General features: G+C 37.0%; 18 protein-coding genes. 4 read left to right on the forward strand and 14 right to left on the reverse strand.

Translation table 11 applies throughout. The annotated features are described in order from the left end of the window. Position 1: 1 nt before the first annotated feature. On the reverse strand, positions 2–979 hold the full coding sequence (pta, locus tag LCM23_RS09895) for a phosphate acetyltransferase (protein WP_224936798.1): 978 nt from the start codon (positions 977–979) through the stop codon (positions 2–4). A 290-nt stretch (positions 980–1,269) separates the two neighbouring features. Between pta and hemQ the strand changes: the two genes are divergently transcribed. The 3 genes from hemQ (at position 1,270) to gerQ (ending at position 3,044) form a co-directional block, all read left to right on the forward strand. Further along, positions 1,270–2,022, forward strand: coding sequence for a hydrogen peroxide-dependent heme synthase (gene hemQ / locus LCM23_RS09900; RefSeq protein WP_224936799.1), 753 nt, complete (start codon positions 1,270–1,272; stop codon positions 2,020–2,022). Between the two features lie 135 nt (positions 2,023–2,157). Beyond that, positions 2,158–2,580, forward strand: coding sequence for a cell wall hydrolase (locus LCM23_RS09905; protein ID WP_224936800.1), 423 nt, complete (start codon positions 2,158–2,160; stop codon positions 2,578–2,580). A gap of 20 nt (positions 2,581–2,600) precedes the next feature. Next, the gene (gene gerQ, locus LCM23_RS09910) at positions 2,601–3,044 is read left to right on the forward strand and encodes a spore coat protein GerQ (RefSeq protein ID WP_224936801.1); all 444 of its coding nucleotides are present in this window, start codon (positions 2,601–2,603) and stop codon (positions 3,042–3,044) included. Between the two features lie 456 nt (positions 3,045–3,500). Here gerQ and LCM23_RS09915 read toward each other — a convergent pair whose 3' ends face one another. The 3 genes from LCM23_RS09915 to LCM23_RS09930 form a co-directional block, all read right to left on the reverse strand. Further along, entirely contained in the window at positions 3,501–3,872 is a 372-nt protein-coding gene (locus LCM23_RS09915; protein ID WP_095371531.1) for a DUF423 domain-containing protein, read from the reverse strand. Positions 3,873–3,934: 62 nt separating this feature from the next. Next, on the reverse strand, positions 3,935–4,240 hold the full coding sequence (locus tag LCM23_RS09920) for a YwdI family protein (protein WP_224936802.1): 306 nt from the start codon (positions 4,238–4,240) through the stop codon (positions 3,935–3,937). Between the two features lie 236 nt (positions 4,241–4,476). Next, a complete protein-coding gene (locus LCM23_RS09930) occupies positions 4,477–5,142 on the reverse strand; it encodes a uracil-DNA glycosylase (RefSeq protein WP_224936804.1) in 666 nt (221 codons plus the stop codon). 122 nt (positions 5,143–5,264) lie between these two features. Between LCM23_RS09930 and LCM23_RS09935 the strand changes: the two genes are divergently transcribed. Beyond that, on the forward strand, positions 5,265–5,900 hold the full coding sequence (locus tag LCM23_RS09935) for an aspartate/glutamate racemase family protein (protein ID WP_224936805.1): 636 nt from the start codon (positions 5,265–5,267) through the stop codon (positions 5,898–5,900). A gap of 168 nt (positions 5,901–6,068) precedes the next feature. Here LCM23_RS09935 and LCM23_RS09940 read toward each other — a convergent pair whose 3' ends face one another. The 10 genes from LCM23_RS09940 to LCM23_RS09985 form a co-directional block, all read right to left on the reverse strand. Next, positions 6,069–7,295, reverse strand: a complete 1,227-nt coding sequence (locus LCM23_RS09940) for an MFS transporter (RefSeq protein ID WP_224936806.1) — start codon at positions 7,293–7,295, stop codon at positions 6,069–6,071. A 122-nt stretch (positions 7,296–7,417) separates the two neighbouring features. After that, on the reverse strand, positions 7,418–10,498 hold the full coding sequence (locus tag LCM23_RS09945) for an efflux RND transporter permease subunit (RefSeq protein WP_224936807.1): 3,081 nt from the start codon (positions 10,496–10,498) through the stop codon (positions 7,418–7,420). 146 nt (positions 10,499–10,644) lie between these two features. Next, on the reverse strand, positions 10,645–11,040 hold the full coding sequence (locus LCM23_RS09950; RefSeq protein WP_224936808.1) for a 3-hydroxyacyl-ACP dehydratase FabZ family protein: 396 nt from the start codon (positions 11,038–11,040) through the stop codon (positions 10,645–10,647). A gap of 4 nt (positions 11,041–11,044) precedes the next feature. Next, the gene (locus tag LCM23_RS09955) at positions 11,045–11,299 is read right to left on the reverse strand and encodes an acyl carrier protein (protein ID WP_095371523.1); all 255 of its coding nucleotides are present in this window, start codon (positions 11,297–11,299) and stop codon (positions 11,045–11,047) included. Between the two features lie 4 nt (positions 11,300–11,303). Beyond that, positions 11,304–12,344 carry a 3-oxoacyl-ACP synthase III family protein gene (locus LCM23_RS09960; RefSeq protein ID WP_224936809.1) on the reverse strand — a complete coding sequence of 347 codons (1,041 nt, stop codon included), beginning with the start codon at positions 12,342–12,344 and terminating at the stop codon, positions 11,304–11,306. Between the two features lie 9 nt (positions 12,345–12,353). Then, positions 12,354–14,030: a thiamine pyrophosphate-binding protein gene (locus tag LCM23_RS09965; RefSeq protein ID WP_224936810.1), complete on the reverse strand. Its 1,677-nt coding sequence runs from the start codon at positions 14,028–14,030 to the stop codon at positions 12,354–12,356. After that, positions 14,023–15,249 carry an aldehyde dehydrogenase family protein gene (locus LCM23_RS09970; protein WP_224936811.1) on the reverse strand — a complete coding sequence of 409 codons (1,227 nt, stop codon included), beginning with the start codon at positions 15,247–15,249 and terminating at the stop codon, positions 14,023–14,025. Before LCM23_RS09970 ends, LCM23_RS09965 begins: the two co-directional genes overlap by 8 nt. Further along, entirely contained in the window at positions 15,231–16,667 is a 1,437-nt protein-coding gene (locus tag LCM23_RS09975; protein WP_224936812.1) for a class I adenylate-forming enzyme family protein, read from the reverse strand. Before LCM23_RS09975 ends, LCM23_RS09970 begins: the two co-directional genes overlap by 19 nt. A gap of 13 nt (positions 16,668–16,680) precedes the next feature. After that, the gene (locus tag LCM23_RS09980; RefSeq protein ID WP_224936813.1) at positions 16,681–17,589 is read right to left on the reverse strand and encodes a hypothetical protein; all 909 of its coding nucleotides are present in this window, start codon (positions 17,587–17,589) and stop codon (positions 16,681–16,683) included. Positions 17,590–17,592: 3 nt separating this feature from the next. Then, complete coding sequence (locus LCM23_RS09985) at positions 17,593–18,540, reverse strand: ACP S-malonyltransferase (protein WP_224936814.1); 948 nt, start codon at positions 18,538–18,540, stop codon at positions 17,593–17,595. Between the last annotated feature and the right edge of the window lie 12 nt (positions 18,541–18,552).

Consider the following 18,552-nt stretch of genomic DNA (forward strand, 5'->3'; position numbering starts at 1 on the left):
ACTATTCGACTAAAGCTTGACTAGCCGTAATAATCGCAAGCTTATAGACATCTTCCTCATTACAACCGCGGGAAAGATCATTAACCGGTTGATTCAAACCTTGTAAAATCGGACCTACCGCTTCAAATCCGCCTAATCTTTGCGCTAACTTATAGCCAATATTCCCTGCTTCAAGGCTTGGGAATACAAAGACATTAGCTTGGCCATTGATTGGTGAACCCGGCGCTTTTTTCTCTGCGACAGAAGGTACGAACGCTGCGTCAAACTGAAGTTCTCCATCAATGACAAGCGCTGGATTTTTTTCTTTGGCCATAGTTACTGCCTCAATGACCTTATCAGTTTCTGGAGAATTTGCAGATCCTTTTGTCGAAAAGCTCAACATAGCCACACGAGGATCAATATCCATCATTTTTGCTGTTTTTGCACTCTCTACAGCGATTTCTGCTAATCCTTCTGCATCAGGGGAAATATTGATCGCACAGTCAGCAAAGACATATTGTTCTTCCCCACGAACCATAATAAATACACCAGAGGTCCTTTTCACCCCTGCTTTTGTTTTAATGATTTGTAATGCCGGTCGGACAGTGTCTGCTGTTGAATGTGCCGCTCCACTTACCAAGCCGTCCGCTTTGTTTGCATAAACAAGCATCGTTCCAAAATAGTTTCCATCCAAAAGAATTTCCTTTGCTGCTTCCGCTGTTACTTTCCCTTTTCTCCTGTCGACGAATACAGGAAGCAATTCATCCATATACTCACTATTTTTCGGGTCAATGATTGTACAATTTTCTAAAGAAACCCCTAATTTAGTGGCCTGATTAGTAATTCCCTCTTCATCTCCAAGTAAAATAGGTACAAGAATGCCTTCCTCAGCTAAGCGACTGGCAGCTACAAGAATTCTATCGTCTGTGCCTTCAGGAAAAACGATTTTCAAGCTCTTCCCGTTTATTTTTGCTTTCATTATTTCAAATAAGTTGCTCATATTAAGCCCCTCCAATTAATCATTTAAAATACAATTATTTCTTCTCTTCTTCCATTACAATAGACCGCTCGTTAAATAGCAATAGAAAAGGCAAATGTCGGTTAATTCTAAAAAATGAATTCTTTTTAATAAAACAGTGCACTGAAGCGCTTCATTCATATCATACTTATAACCTATCCATTAAGCAAAATAACTAATCAACACTAGCTGGTTTTAATCGTGTGGTTTGCTGGCTAAACTATGGTATAGTAAACATGAAGTAAATAGTACATATATGAGGAGCGATGACAATGAACGAAGCAGCAAAAACTCTTGACGGCTGGTATTGTCTCCATGACTTCCGTGCCATCGATTGGACTACATGGAAAATGATTTCTAGCGATGAGCGTGAAGCCGCTATTCACGAATTTCTATCACTGGTTGATAAATGGAACACCACGCAAGCTGCCGAGCAAGGTAGCCATGCACTATATACAATTGTCGGTCAAAAAGCAGACTTTATGATGATGCTTTTACGCCCAACAATGGAAGAATTAAATGAGCTAGAAAATGAATTCAATAAAACAAAATTAGCAGAATATACGATTCCGACTTTCTCTTACGTTTCTGTCGTTGAATTAAGTAACTATATGGCAGGAGATTCTAATGAAGACCCTTATCAGAATCCTCATGTGAGAAGTCGATTATATCCAACACTTCCACAAGCGAAATATGTTTGCTTCTATCCAATGGATAAGCGTAGACAAGGTGAGGACAACTGGTATATGCTCCCAATGGATCAACGTCGTGAATTAATGCGCAGCCATGGTCTCATCGGACGCTCTTATGCTGGCAAAGTTAAACAAATCATCACTGGCTCAGTCGGATTTGACGATTATGAGTGGGGCGTCACTTTATTTGCCGATGATGTGCTACAATTCAAAAAGCTCGTATACGAAATGCGTTTTGATGAAGTAAGTGCTCGTTACGGAGAGTTCGGTGCCTTCTATGTAGGTAACATTTTACCAGAAAATGGTTTAAGTAAGTTTTTACATGTTAATTAATCGATATCGTTCCCGTCAATTTATTGGCGGGAGTTTTTTTGTCATAAATGAAAAGGCTTATACATAGTTATAAATAGTGAGTTTATGAATAAGCCTCTATCTAGCAACATGGCAAACTTTTTAAGAGGTGATTGTATGGGCGTGATAGCCTACACAGAAGCAGATGTAAAGCTACTAGCAAGACTTTTGCGTGCAGAAGCAGAAGGTGAAGGAAATCTTGGTATGTTAATGGTTGGCAATGTCGGCGTCAATCGCGTCCTTGGTAATTGCTTGGATTTTAAAGACATTACATCCATTAGGCAAATGGTTTTTCAAAATCCTGGTGGGTTTGAAGCAACGCAGAAAGGCTATTTTTATCAAGCGGCACGATCGAATGAATTGAACTTAGCAAGAAGAGCTTTAAAAGGCGAAAGGCAACACCCTGCTAGTAATGCTTTATGGTTTTTTAGACCAGGTGGCGATTGTCCAGCACAATGGTATAACCAATGGAATTCAGGTAGGTTCAAATCACACTGTTTCTACATCCCTACCGAATCAGATTGCCCATCTGTTTATTAATTTATTTGGAGGGAAGTGCAATGACTCAACAAGGTTATCCTTATTATGGTGGGAATCCCCAACAACAACAACAGCAATACAACAACCAATATCAGCAGCAGCCTCAACAGAATTTCAACACTCAACCACCTTCAGTAAACATACCAACACAAGGGATGCCAACAAACGTTCAAGGTCAATCAACAGGTCAACTGCCAATGGAACAATCCTTTATTGAAAATATTCTCAGATTAAATCGCGGCAAGCTTGCATCCATCTATACAACATTTGAAAATAATTCACAATGGAATGCCAAAGTGTTTAAAGGAATCATTGAAGCAGCTGGACGTGATCATGTCATTATTAGTGATCCCGAAACGGGTGAGCGCTACTTAATCCCAATGATTTATTTAGATTATGTTGTTTTCCCTGAGGAGATTGAATACTATTATCCAGCGCAATTAACACAATACAACCCAAGGTAAGCAGAAAAGCGGAAGCGGCTCGCTCTGGAGCGACAAGCATAAGACGAAGATGGCTTTGAGGTTGTTCTTTACCTCATAGACAGCTTTGACTTATGACCTCGAGCTCCATGACGCTGGAGCTAGACATGATGAAAAGCGGAAGCGGCTCGCTCTGGAGTGACAAGCATAAGACGAAGATGGCTTTGAGGTTATTCTTTACCTCATAGACAGCTTTGACTTATGACCTCGAGCTCCATGACGCTGGAGCTAGACATGATGAAAAGCGGAAGCGGCTCGCTCTGGAGTGACAAGCATAAGACGAAGATGGCTTTGAGGTTATTCTTTACCTCATAGACAGCTTTGACTTATGACCTCGAGCTCCATGACGCTGGAGCTAGACATGATAACTCATTGAAAAATTTTATACTTTCTGTTGAAAAAGGGCTGAACATCATAAATGTTCAGCCCTTCATTATATTATAAGTGTTTTACAGCAAATACAAGAATAAGTACCCAACCGACAAGGAATGCTACACCACCAATAGGTGTAATGGCGCCTAATATGGATATTTTCGTTAATGCTAAGATATATAAACTTCCAGAGAAAAATAAGATACCAAATGCCATTAACCAGCCAGACCAAGTTAATAAGGAAGAGTCTGGCATTTTCGATAATAATAAAGCAACAATAAAAATCCCAATAGCATGGAACATTTGATATTGTACAGCCGTTTGCCAATTATCCATATACTTGCCTACTACTTTACCTTCTAAAGCATGGGCTCCAAATGCACCAAATGCAACAGCTAGAAAGGCAAAAATCGCCCCAATAATGATGAAAAGCTTCATTTATTTTCAGCCTCTTTCTTTTAAGTATGTATTTAGTATAACAGGTAAAGTAAAGCTACTCCTTAAAAGTCAAAAATCGACTCACCGTTTGCCTCATCACCCATTTTCATTGGTTTTTCATTCAGACTTACCTGTTGAGGACCGGGGATATTCGTCTGAGGAGTTACCATCGGTTGTTGCTGCGTTTGCGCAGTCCGTACTACTCCCGTTGATTGATCAAGAATCACTTCACACAACGTTTTAATAGCATGGACTCTTTCTCTTACTGCCGAATCATTTAACCCTTTCGCCTCAATAATCTCAGCTTCCATTTTACTTAGCATTTTCTCGATTGAAATACTCATGTATTCACCTACTTCATCTACCATCTTTTTCTTCCTATAGTGTATCAGTTCTTCTTTTCAAAACGCAAACACGATTGCCCTGACGCAGTATGAACCTCCATCGACGGCCATTTTTTTGTTTTAAAACCAAATGCCTTGCAGCCTCTGGGAAATCTTTGATCCCATGTAACATAGAAATATTTACATTTGACACAGCTTACCTTTTTCTCCGGCATTTCGACATTACCCCTCTCGTTTCACGTGAAACATGACGAAAAGTCTTATATATTGTCTATTTTCCAATCTATTGGTTTCTCTCCCCATTCTAATAATTTTTGATTAATTTTTGAGAATGGCTTGCTACCAAAGAAGCCTCTATGAGCAGATAACGGACTCGGATGGGGCGCGAGGATAGTGGCATGTTTTTCTGTATTAATTAACTTTAACTTCGCTTGCGCGGGCTTCCCCCACAACACAAAAATAATAGGCTTCTCTCTATGATTTAAAGAAGTAATAATATGATTCGTAAACTCTTCCCACCCTTGTCCACGATGAGCATTGGCCTCTCCTTCTCTTACTGTTAATACCGTATTTAATAATAATACCCCCTGCTTCGCCCAAGAAATGAGGCAACCATGGTTAGGTATGGGACAACCAATATCTGTTGCTAATTCTTTATATATATTTCGTAGAGACGGAGGTATTTTCACACCAGGTTGTACCGAAAAGCTTAAGCCATGCGCCTGATTGGCACCATGATATGGGTCTTGACCAAGGATAACCACTTTTGTCTCTTCAAAGCTTGTATATTCCAATGCATTAAAGATATTTCCCTTTACAGGATAAATCGTATGATTCCGATATTCCTGTTCTAAAAAGCTCATCAACTTTTGGAAGTAAGGCTTTTCTTTCTCCGAAGAAAGTCTTTTCTGCCAATCCGAATTCATCTCTTTCTCTCCTTCATTAGTTTTTATACTATTTTCATTGATTATTAGATATACTATAGAGAATACAATTAACTGCTCGGAAATGAAAGCACGAAAGCGGAAAGGATGAGGTGATAGATAAAATGAAGGTTGCCTTAATACACGCAACAACGACTGCTTTAAAGCCTATAGAAGAAGCGTTTAGAAAAGTGGCGCCTGAGGTTGAATTATTACATTTCATGGATACTCACTTACTGACGATGATTGAAGAAAGCGGCTCATTGACACCAGAAATTGCTCGGCGCTTTTCAAAATCTGTCTCTTTAGCAGCTGAAGCTCGCCCTGATTGTATTCAACTAACTTGTTCGGCATTCAATCCTTTAACAGCTATCCTTCAACCACTTTGTCGAGTGAAAATGTTCCGTTCAGACGAAGCGATGCTAGATGAGGCTTTAGAATATAATCGAATCGGTTTAATCTCTACCGTCAGAGAAACACCCGAAGCGCTAATTAATTACCTACAAGCACGTCAACCGAACTGTGCCATTGAATCTGTTGTTGATCCTGGCATCATCCATCTACTTTTTGAAGGAAAAAAAGAAGAACATGACGAAAGAGTCAGGAGAATGGTGGCGGAAATGGATGGGAAGGTAGATGTCATCGTCCTCTCGCAATACAGCATGGCACATGTAGCTAACCAAGTGACACCCAGCACCCCTATTCTTGTTGCACCGGAAGCAACTGCGAAACGGTGTTTTCAATATATACTGCAAAAATGATTTAAGAAACAAGCATAATCACTGCTTGTTTCTTTTATTCACTAAATTGCTCTACTGTTCATTTTTATTAAGAAATGTTTGTATCGATACGGATTCAAATGAAGCCACCTATTCACAAGGAATGATAAATTCATATAGTAGTTGCTCGCTATTTAGTAGCTTCACACATTAAACATTTCTAGCTTGTCCTGGTTCATTCAATGACTGCTGCTTTGTGTTTCGTAAAATAATCGCCAAAGCAACAAGGAATAAACAAGCAGACACTTGAAAGATAAAAGTTACTGATACCACACTTTTTAATATGCCTACTAATGTTATACTCATTACCATAGACCCACTAAACAGAGGCACTAAAATACCGTTGACCCTTCCTATAAGATGATCATTTGTATTTTTTAATACCATTGTATGAATGCCTATTTGAATAACCGGAAGAAATACCCCATATAAAAATTGTCCTAATAGTGTTAGCATAAGTACTGTTGAATAGCCAATTATACTTATAGATATTGCGGTCATTGCCACTCCTATTGCTAAAAACTTCATCGGTTGTATCTTACTAGATAAAGTAAATGATATTACTCCACCAATCACCATTCCTAAGCCATTTATCATTAGAAGCCACTGTAAATACTCTGTTCCTAATGACAATTTTTCCATGACAATAAAAATGTTCATTGGTTGAATGAGCCCTACTGCTAGTCCTGCAAATAAGAAACATGCCCCCAGCGCTTTTAATTGATTATTTTTAAGGACGTATTTTATTCCACCCCTCATATCATCCAAAATATTGGCTATATGTATGGACGACTCCCTTTCAATATTTTTACTCTCTGTAATGAAAACCAACGAAAGAGCAGATAATAGAAAGGCACTTCCAGTGATTAAAATGGAAGGGAGAAGGCCCAAGTTTTCATAAACAATGGTACCAATGACCGGCCCCATTATCATAAAAACAGCAGATAAGGTTTGATAAAGAGACATCGCAGGCTGTAATAGTTTGTCTGGGAGATTTTGCTTAAATAACTTCATACCCGCTGGTTGTGAAAGCTGGGAAAGCACTGCAGAAATTAAAGTAATAAAAAAGACAACTTTCCAAGTACTAAAAAGTAGCGCAGCAAAAATAGCAAAAATTGATATTGCCGTAAGAATATCACACCATACCATCGTCTTCTTTGGTCGCCAACGGTCTGCAAATGTTCCTCCTAGGAAAGAAAACAAAAAAATGGGGGCATACTCCGCAAGCATTATAAAAGAAATGGCTATAGCGTTTCCATTCGTTTGTTCAGTAACAAATAGTAATATCGAAAAGTTCCTTATCCAAATACCCATTTGAAGAAATAAGGCAGAGAAAAGGATACAATAAATAAAGCGGTTTTTAAAAATTGAACTCACCTTTCATTCTCCTTTTTGAATACTTTCACCTAAATATTAAATCATAACCATTAAAAAACAGATCTTATCCTCGTCCAAAATACCCACAGAATTGAGAAAAAGAAAGCTTAGTGAAAACACCACTAAGCCTCAATGTTTACTTCTTCTTTTTGAGCTCTTTTCTTTTTAAACTTCTTTTTCATCTTCATTAAAGCTTCATAAACAACTGGAACGACAATCAAAGTGAGTATTGTTGACGTTGTAAGACCACCAATGACTGTTATCCCTAACCCCCTCGAAATTAAGCCACTTCCATCCGTCTCACCAGTAAACACAAGTGGAACTAATGCCCCTACAGTTGCAAAAGCAGTCATTAATATCGGTCTCAAACGTGTTGTACCCGCTTCTAATATTGCCTCCCTTAAATCAATACCTTCTTTTTCATTCTGAATAATTCTCGCCACTAAAACGATCGCATTTGTTACAACTATTCCGATTAACATTAAGGCACCAATCATTACTGAAATACTAATTGGTTCTCTAGTTAACAAGAGTCCAACCAAACTCCCAATAATTGCATATGGCAAGGAGAATAGGATAGCAAATGGTGCTAGACCGCCTCCAAATGTGACAATTAAAACGAAAAATACAACGAAGATAGCAAGACCTGAAGCAATAATTAATTGATTAAAAGAGTCTTCAATTTGATCTGAAACACCGCCAAATTCGAGGTTGACTCCATTCCCAAATGAAATTCCTTTTAATTCACTTTCTAAATCTTTGATTGTCTTATTGATATCATTGCTTTGAACATTAATCGTTACTTCACCATATTGCTTGCCATTACGATTGTATATAGCTGAGGGAGCTTCTTGCTCAATGAGTTCTGTCACCTCTGATAGTTCTATCTCTTCACCAGACAAAGTGGAGATAGGCAACTTAAGATAATCCTCCTGTTTTTCAATCGTTTTTGCTGTATTCAAGTAAACAGGTAAGTCGTCTCCTTCCTCATTTATAGTGGTGAGTCTCATATCCACCCCTCCACCTAGTGCTGAATAAACCTGTTCTGGGTGCACACCATTATCGATTAATTCATCCAGTTTCAACTGAAAACCAAGCTTATCATGCAACTCAGAGACATTGGTTTTTATGCTCTTTACTTCTTCTCTATTTGATAGTTTATCTTCAATCTGACCTATTGACTGATTAATCTCTTCAAAATTATTACCGTAAACATAAATATTCATTTGACTATTGCCTGAACCAGAATCCTGAAAACTCCATTCTCCCTCGGTTTGCTTCCGAATTTCAGCAGAGATTACTTCCTGCTCTTTTCCAAAGTCTTCAACGCTTCCTTTATATTTAATGAAGAATAGAACTTGTCGGGTATCCGCTGGGTTAAGTGGATTTCCTCCACCTTGTGATGATTGAACGAGCTCTATATGTTCCCGACCAAGCAAATAATCCTCTACAGTCTCTACTTGCTCATTAATTTCTTCTCTTGTATCACCTGTTTTTGGATCATAAGTGATAATAAGTAAGTTATTTTCATCTTCTTGTATGAAGGTGACGCCAATAAATGGAATCAAAAACAAACTACCAATTAAAAGAATATTGATACATGTGAAAGATACGATTTTATGATTAAGACTCCATCTTAGTATCTTTCTATACGTTTCTCCTCTATGTTTCTTATCTCTAGAAGCACGCTTTTCCACTTTTCTACTCATCATAAAATGAGCCATCATTGGCACAATTGTTATAGAAACTAACAGTGAGGCTAAAAGGGCAAATACGATTGTTAATCCAAAAGGATAAAATAGTTCTCCTACTGGACCATCAACAAGCCCTAATGGAAGGAACACTGCAATTGTTACAATCGTAGAGGACATAATTGGTGAAAACATTTCCTTTGTAGCTGCTACAATTAATGCATTTCCACTCAATGGTTCTTTAGATAACTTTATTTTTCTATGAATGTTCTCAATAACAACAATCGAGTCATCAACTACTCTTCCAATGGCAACTGTCATCGCTCCAATTGTCATTAAGTTCAAGCTTATTCCAATCCGATGAAGTAACAATAATGCAATGAGTAATGATAGTGGAATTGAAATAACCGATATAAGGGTAGATTTTATATCTCTCAGAAACAGTAATATAATCAATACTGCAAATGCGGCTCCTATTAGAGCCTTTTTGAACATCATACTGATGGAATCTTTTATTGGATCGCCACTATTCAATACTGTTTCAAATGTTAAACCGTCATATTGTTTTTCAAACTCATCCATTTTATTGGTTATTGCGTCAATAATTTCAACCGTATTCCCGTTTACTCCTTGTACTACTTGTATACCAATTGACTCTTCCCCATTAAATCTAGAGATGGACGATGAGCTTTGTTCTAACTCAACTTCCGCAATATCACTAAGGGTAGGTGTTGCTTCTGCTGTTTGATCTACTCCTTCTATTACAGATTGCGGATTAATTGGCACACTGATATCCTTTAGTTTTTCTATATCCACTTCGCTTTGAATCGCAACGACCTTTTCTTGATTATCAACCTCTTTCACGCCTAATGAAAATTCATTTAACACGCTATTCAAATATTCTGCTACGTCTTGATCATGCAGTTGATATTCTTGTAGTCTTTCCGGTAAAAGATTGATTCTGACCTCTTTCGACTCATTCCCAACGATATTTACTGTAGAGATTCCCTGAATTTCTTCAAAAGCCGGCTGTATTTCATTTTTTACGAGATTGCTTACTTCTGTAAGGTTACTATTCTGATTTAATACGGATACAACTAAAATTGGTAAATCATTAAAGCTAAGTCTCGCAACCTTTGGTGTCTGGGCATCCTCCGGAAGATTCAGGTTTTTTATCGTTTCTTCAATTTCCTGTTCTGCTTCCTTAAGATCCTTATCAAATCCATATTCTACTTGGATCGATGACGCGTCTTGCATGGAAGTTGATACCACATTTTTTACCCCATCTAAATTCCGCACACCATTTTCTATCTGGTTGGTAATTTTATCCGAAACTTCTTCAGACGATGCACCGGGATAAATAGTTGTAATATCAACGATTGGCTCATTAATATTTGGGAGTTGCTCCATTTTCATTTGAAAGGCAGAAAACATACCAAAGACTATAATAAAGATTGTGACGATCCAAATTGCGAGCTTGTTCTTAATTGAAAAATTAATAATTGACTTCATTCTTCGACTCCTTCTATATTTTACTTATTATCACCTACAAACACCTCTCTATTGTATTCAGTTTGAACAACAAAAAGATTAGAGTATCACGCAAATTTCGCCTGTTATTAAAAAATGCTAAAAACCTCCTAAAAAAGGAGGTTTTTTCATAGGTAAACAGTTGTAATTTCTTCTATAGACACAATTACAGAACCATTAACTGAAGCAATACCCTTCCCTTTCATTAATCCATTCCTTATTCTTGTAACCTCAAAGTACAAATCTAACCTATCCCCTGGATAAGCTGAACCATGTATTTGTGCGCCATTAATCCCGGCTAATATTTCATATTTTTCTGATTTTTCAACACGAACAAAAGCGCCGATTTGCCCAATTGCTTCAATAATAAGTGTAGAAGGCATACTTTTTTGACTTTCACTAATAAACCATTCATTATTGCTTATATTTTTATAACCCTTTACCCACATCATCGGTTCTCTTTCAACTACTCGATCTACGTATAGGAAAGGATACTTGTGCGGTAAATACGATAAGCTTTCCATAACCTTAAACAGATTCAGATTTTTTTTGTTTCTCAATAAAACTAATAATATTATTGATAGTCATAAAGGAATCAGTATCTAATGTGCTATATTCTAAGCCAAATTCTTTTTTTAATTCATTAATGAAAACCAAAACATCCATAGAATCTAAACCATATACTGAATCTGGCCCAAATAAATAGCTATCATCCAATAATTCCTCCGGTTTAATATCCATTTTATAGACCTCAATAAATTTCTCTTTTATTTTTTCTTTCATTTTCCTAACCCCTTTTCTCATTTTTAGTATATTTTAAGCAGATAGAACCCCATAAGAAACCCGCGCCAATAGCTGAAAGAACAATCGTATCATCCTCTTTCACTTTTCCATCTTTCAAGGCTTTATATAAAACTGAATATAATGTCGCTGAACCAGTATTGGCATATTCTTGTACAGTTATGGTCGTTTTTTCGAGTGGGACATTTAAATCATGCATAACTTCTTTTACTATATTAAGATTTGCCTGATGGACTAAGAAATGATCAATATCACCTATTGTTAATCCTGCAGATACTATGGCTTCCCTTATAGAAGTTGGAACTACTCTTGTTGCAGTATTCCAGACTTCACGACCATTCATCTTAACAAATTGGCTTGTTCTATAATCTTCATTTTCACCCAGTGGTACTGTCCCGCCTCCAGGGATTTGAACTGCATAATTAAGCTCTGAATCTAAATGGAAGGAAAGAATGCCTCCACCCTCTCTTGTTTTTTGCAACACCATTGCTCCAGCTGCATCACCAAAAAATACACGTGTAGTGCGATCCTTTGGATCACTAATCCTCGAAAGGATTTCACAACCGATCACTAATACATTTTTCACATTGCTATTTTGGAGTAGATGAGTCCCGACATACATAGCATAAATCCCACCTGCACAGCCACTTTGCGTAAGATCAATCGGAATCGCTTTTTCTGCACCTATTTTTTCTTTGATAATCATTGCAGTTGAAGGTAATGCTTGATCAGGTGAAGTAGTGGTGACAATAATGGCATCAATCTCTTCTGCTTGAATATCAGCATCCAGGAGTGCCTCCGCCGCTGCACTTGCACAGAGATCAGAAGTCACATACTCCTCTTCTAAGTACCTCCTTTCCTTTATTCCGGTTTTGTCCTGTATCCATTGATCACTTGTATCTAGTTCTTTCACTAGATCTTCATTTTTGACAATTTTGCCTGGTACACGAAATCCTATCCCTTGAATATTAACTGGGATTTCTAACCCTGTTTGATTCAATATTTTTTCAGTGAGTAATGCTTCCATTTACCTTATTCACCTCTCCTTTAGTGGAAAATCCCCATATATATCTTTTAAAGCAGATGCTACATCCTTTACTTGTACAAAGCATTCTAGTACAACTGATTTACCTACTCTATACGCAGCTATAGCTTCTTTAATTGAATCTACTAGTTCATGACAGGATTTTACTTGTAGGTGATGCAGATTTGAATGTACACCTATAAGCGCCGATTCCTCTTCATGAATAAAAACGGAAGATGCCCCATTATTTTTATTTTGATAAGCTAACCATCCATATCCACCATTATTTAAAACAACATATATGATGGGAATTTTATTCTGTACTACAGTTGAAAGATCGCTTTGGAAAAGAGTAAATGCACCGTCTCCTACTATAGCCACAACCATTTTTTCTTTTTGAGCTTGGGCAACCCCTACTGCTGCTGCTGCCCCAAATCCTAAGGGCGTTTGTTCGCTAGGAGTAATAGCATCCTGACCCGCTTTTAGAGCATGATAAGGATAGAAATAACTCCACATGTCTTGCAAACCATTTTCATGAACAAAAACAACCTCTTTTGGTAAATAACTATTTAACACTTTAAGAATGTCAGCAACCCTTAATTGATTATAATGATAAGTTACTGCATCCTTTTCTCTAAAGAGATGATTCTTTAAATTTTCCGTGAATTCAATCCACTGATATGAATCTTCTCTTGGAATACTAGTCTCCATTAATTTACTTAAAATTTCTTCTGCATCCCCCTGGAGATTGAAACTATCATACAAAAGATTGAAACCTTGCTCACTGATATTAATTTGTATCATTTTATTTGCTCTTAGTGAGGCTTCCCAACCGAAAGTAGCTGTTTCTTCGAGTCTACTGCCGACTGATATAAACAAATCTGATTGTGTGATAAGTCCCATCATATGAGCTGGACAATATAATCCTGCTAAACCACAAAAAAGAGGATCCTCTTCAGAAATCGCACCACGTCCTGAGGCTGTTACAAAAATAGGTGCTTTAAGCCATTCCGCAAATGCCTTTAATAGATGTCTATCTCTTCCTCGTTTCGTTCCTCCCCCGTAAATGATGATCGGTTTTGTTGATTCTTTAATCATCCTTCTTGCTTTGTTTATATTTTCTACATCTGCAGAAAGCTTTGAATGAATGGTAGGTATATATGAGGAAACTTCATTTTTCTGCATCTGTTGAAAACCAATGTCCTCTGGTATTTCTATATATACAGGTCCAGGTGATCCTGATGTGGCAAGAAATATTGCTTTCTTCATTACCCAATGAATTGAATCAGCACTCTCCACACGGTGGGCCCACTTTGCTAGAGGAGCCACAACTTCGTATTGATTAGCTTCCTGGAAAGACCTATTAAAGCCATATTTTTCTGTTTTAGTGCTAGTTGCAATGATTAAAACCGGTGCACATTGTGCATCTGCCTCAAGGACACCCGTCATACAATTCATCATTGCTGGTCCTTTTCCAACAACACATACACCTAATTGATTCATGGCCAAACTATAACCAGTTGCCATGAACATCGCATTTCTTTGATCCTTAGTTATTAAAAAATCAATGTTATTCTTTTTTATTTCTATCATTAGTGCAAGATCATCACTAGGCAAACCAAAAACTTGAGTTACTCCATTGCATTTTAGGGCTTGTGTAATTGCATACCACACTGTATTACTAGTCATGCTTCGACTCCCAATAATCATGGAGGATTTTCGAAAGTAAAATAGGCTTAATGATTAATTGACCTTTATAAGAAACATAATTAGCCATCGGTCCATAACCTCCGAACGGGGCATTTCCATCTTCTATATCTAATAAGGTTTTATTTATTGATACCGTATGCCTCTTATGTAATGCATCAATTAAATTTTTATTGCAGTCTCCATACACCGTTGCCCCCATCGCTCTCTCAAGAAAATAACCTGTTTTAAAAACTTCCAAGATTTCCTCCTCAGACTTATACATAACCACATTAAAGATAGGAGAAAAGAATTCCGCCATTGGCAAATCATCCTCTATTTTACTTAACAAGATCGTTGGTTCTATTCTTCTTTCACGATAATGAATATTACCCCCTGAGTAGATATAGTTACTAAATTGATTTAAATGTACGGCCACAACGTCTATTGCAGATAGGTAGTGAATAGGGCCATAATCCATTGCTCCGTCCTTATTGCTACCGAATTTGAGTACCTCTAATCTTTGTTTTAACATTGAAACAAATGGATCTTTCAAATGTTCTGGTACATAAATAACATCTGGACCTAAGCAGTCTTGCCCGGAATTATATGTTCGTATAGAAACAAGGTCATTAATGGATTTTTCTACATCCGCTGATTCAGTTAAGATAAATGGATTGACTCCGTGACCAAAGAAAACAAAGAATTGATCTTCTGAAAGTTGGAATTTAATTTCCTCAGCATTTTTATAGGCACCAGTAAAAATGACTAGTTCCGCCTGTAGAGCTGATTCTTTAATGTACTTTCGATGAGACAATTCTAATAATTGAATAGGCAACTGATGTATTTCTTTTAACAAATTGTGTAGCTGTCTAACTTGTTCAATAACAAGCCCTGATCCCCTAAATTCAATTTTTTCTACATAAAGCGAAGGGATTAACAAGTAGAGGACATATGAGTATAACAAAACGTTTGATGGCATAAATACTGACATACTATTCAATGTTGGTGGCCTATTTTCATTGACCTCTGCAATCGCGCGGGTGAGAGCTTGAATAGATATATTTATTTCATCTTTAGCTGTATGATAAGGTGAAACCTCTGTCAATATTTCCATCATACATTCTCTGTTTTTTTCGAGATATTCAATTGTACGCTCAATCGCTTCCTTTCTCTCCAGAACTAAAGATGGGAAAGGATCAACTATGATAGTGCTATGCAATTTGAATCCTCCTCTCTATTTTGATTCCATTGTGATGCAAGTTTTTGTAATCCAACCTGATCAACCTTTCCATTTAACAAGTATGGAAATTCCTTTAACACTAAGATTTTATTAGGCTGATAGAATGGATCTATATGTGTATAAATATTTCGTTTAATTTCAGCTATATTTGCAGGATCTTCCTCTATAAAGATAAGTACATATGAATCTTTCTTTTCGTCCTTAAAGGAAAAGACCTTCCCTCTATATCCCAAAGAATCAAATATTTCTTTTTCAATTGTTGCTGGGTATATGAGATAACCTTTCCTTAGGAACCCCTCCCCTTTTCGTCCAACTACATAAAGATGCTGATCTGGTGTCATATATCCCAAATCACTTGTACGGTACCATCCATCTAAAAAGGCTCTTTCTGTTTCTTTCTTTAAACCAAGGTATCCTTCCATTAATCCTGGGCTTTTTATTAACACTTCACCAATGTTTCCAGCTTGAGCTTCTTTTCCATATTCATCCATTATCATTATTCTTACACCCTCTAAAGCTTTACCGCAGCCTTTCTCGTTACCTGTATTTAAAGCTATATTTCCTGCTTCAGATAGACCATAGCCGTCAAGCAAGGGCCTGCCTACATAACCTTCAAAATCAGCAGCTAATTTAGCCGATAATGGAGAACCTCCAATACACCACAATCTAACACTTGATCTTTTTAAATCATTTCTAACCTCTTGCCTTTTTTCCATTAGCTGTATTAAAACATGATACGTAGAAGGAATAGCATCAACAACCGTTACTTTGTAATCAGAAATAGCCTTTAGAATTTTCCTTACTTTCTTGTAGTCACATAAGACCAAATGACAATCCATCATCCACCAAATGAACACCAAAGATAATCCGTAAAAATGGGAAAAAGGGATAACCGGTAATAATATGTCGTTTCGAAGGTAGCACATGCTTTTCATCGTACTTTCTAAATTGATAAACATGGACTGCCCAGACTTAATTATTGCTTTGGATTGGCCCGTTGAACCTGATGTATATAGGATTAGTGCATCCTTTCTCGATTTCCATTTTTCTATATTTAGTTTAAATTCTATATACGATATTTCATCTGGTGAGGCCAATGGCTTTATACTTATTGTATTCACGATAGGCAAATCACGATCTATTAAGCAAATCTTTGCATTGGTTTCTTCCATAACTCTCTTAATTTTTTGTTCCCCTACCTGACCATCTAGAAGTATAATGGAGCAGTCTAAATGGATTAGCGAAAATAGGGTAACAATAAACTCATAAGAATTTTCTGCGGAAATTACAACTCGATCTCCACTGGAGATACTGTGAAAAGATAAACTTTCGATAGATTGTCTTATATCATGGAAGAGTATTTGTTTTGTATAGGATCCACTCTCTGTAAATATCATTTTATTCCGTCCTTTAATGGGTCACTGCCTGTTTAATTATCGAATCAGGATCAACCTTAATGGTCTTAATTTTATTTTTCAGAAGTTGGTAAAATAAATTTTTAGGACCTACAACATATACCTCTTTGATTCCGAGAGATTCCATCTGTTTAGTTACTAAGTCCCAACGTACAGGGAGGTCATATCCTTCCGACATCATCACTTTTAATTGCTCTGACTGATTAATTAATCTTCCATCTACATCCGAGATGATGGGTAGAGTAGGCGGCTTAAATTGAACATTAGCAAAAACTTCCCTTTCTACATCTAGTCGTAAAGGAGTTAATATCTCACTATGGATGGGATGTCCCATAGTATGAAGAGAAAAACACTTTGGCTTATTATTCAAGGTTCTTTTTAATAGATCAATTGTAGAAGCGCTACCGCAAAAACACATTACACTCTCCATATTTCCAACCAATTCTAAAAAGTGCCCTTTCGACTTGAAATCCTCAATGATTTTATTGGACTCATTCAATGAAAGATTATAAACAAAGTGAGTTTTGAAATCCCCCAGCCGTTCATACCATTCACCTGATAATTTATTGGATTCTTTTGTTATCCACACAGCTTCTTTATAAGAAATGCTTTTCACGTAAATCGCTGCAACAATTCCACCAAAACTCGGACCAATGACCACTTGAGGAGAAAGGCGATATTCCTCATAGAAATGGTCTAACATTGCCATTGTATTGGCAAGGAAGGCACATTCCATAATTACGTAATCTTTATCTCCTACATTTTTGAAAGCCTCAGTCAATGAAAAACCTAAAACCTCACTCGCCTCTTCAAATCTTCTTTTTGAAAATGGGCTATTTTGCATAAAAGTTTTAATATCTTCGTAGTATGATGGTGCTAAACCGGGAAATACTAGACCTATCATCTTTTAACCTCCAATAGACGAACTACTTCTTGTACAGATTTTATTGATCTCCTCCGCCACAAGATATGATTCCACTTCAAAATCAATATCCGTAAATTGTAGTGATTTGGCTACAAAATTCCCAGGGCCTACCACAATCAACTTTTGCACATTATTTTCTGCTAAAAACTTTAGCGATTGATACCATTGAACAGGTTTGGTGTACTGATTAACCAACTCATTCGCTATCTCTTTCCCGGTATATAAGGGCGTGGCAGTTACGTTACTAACCAAAGGTTTAATGGGATTCACCGGCTTGATCATGGGCATGAATTCATTCTCAAATCTCTCTTTGACAGATTGAAGAAGAGAACAATGACCTGGTGGTCCATAAGGAATTGTAATTCCAAGGCCCCCAAGTGGTGATATTTTGCTACTTAGCTCCTCAAGACTTTTGGTATCTCCATTAACAATCATTTGATTGGAAGTTCCGTACATACATGGTTCTAGCGTACAGCCTTTATTACGTAATTCAGCAATATGGTAATCCAGTACCTCGGTATCAATGTTGTAGAAGAAATAAACTCCATTGCCCTTATTACTCTTCTCCTCAGCCTCCATTAAGCACATAGCTTGAATCATTTTAACAGTATCTGTAAAATCTAGACTTCCACTACAATGAATAGCATTTACTTGGCCTAGACTTGGACCTAAATAAAAATCTGGCTGACTAATTTCATTTCTAATCAGCTTATATAAAGCTGAACTGATTGTTACAATGCTCGTTCGGGCAATATCCCCACGATTTGTCATGGCCTCATTTTCTAAAAAAAAACTTTTTGCTAAGTCTATACCGATAATGTCACTTGCTTGTTCAAACTGTTCTCTTACTATAGGGAAACAATCATATAAATTTTTGAAATCGCCCTTTTTAAGTTTCATTAAAGGGGGAAACAATATGGCTGTTCTCAATTTTTCTACCTC

The sequence above is a fragment of the Cytobacillus kochii genome (assembly GCF_020171845.1).
Taxonomy (GTDB): Bacteria; Bacillota; Bacilli; order Bacillales; family Cytobacillaceae; genus Cytobacillus; species Cytobacillus kochii.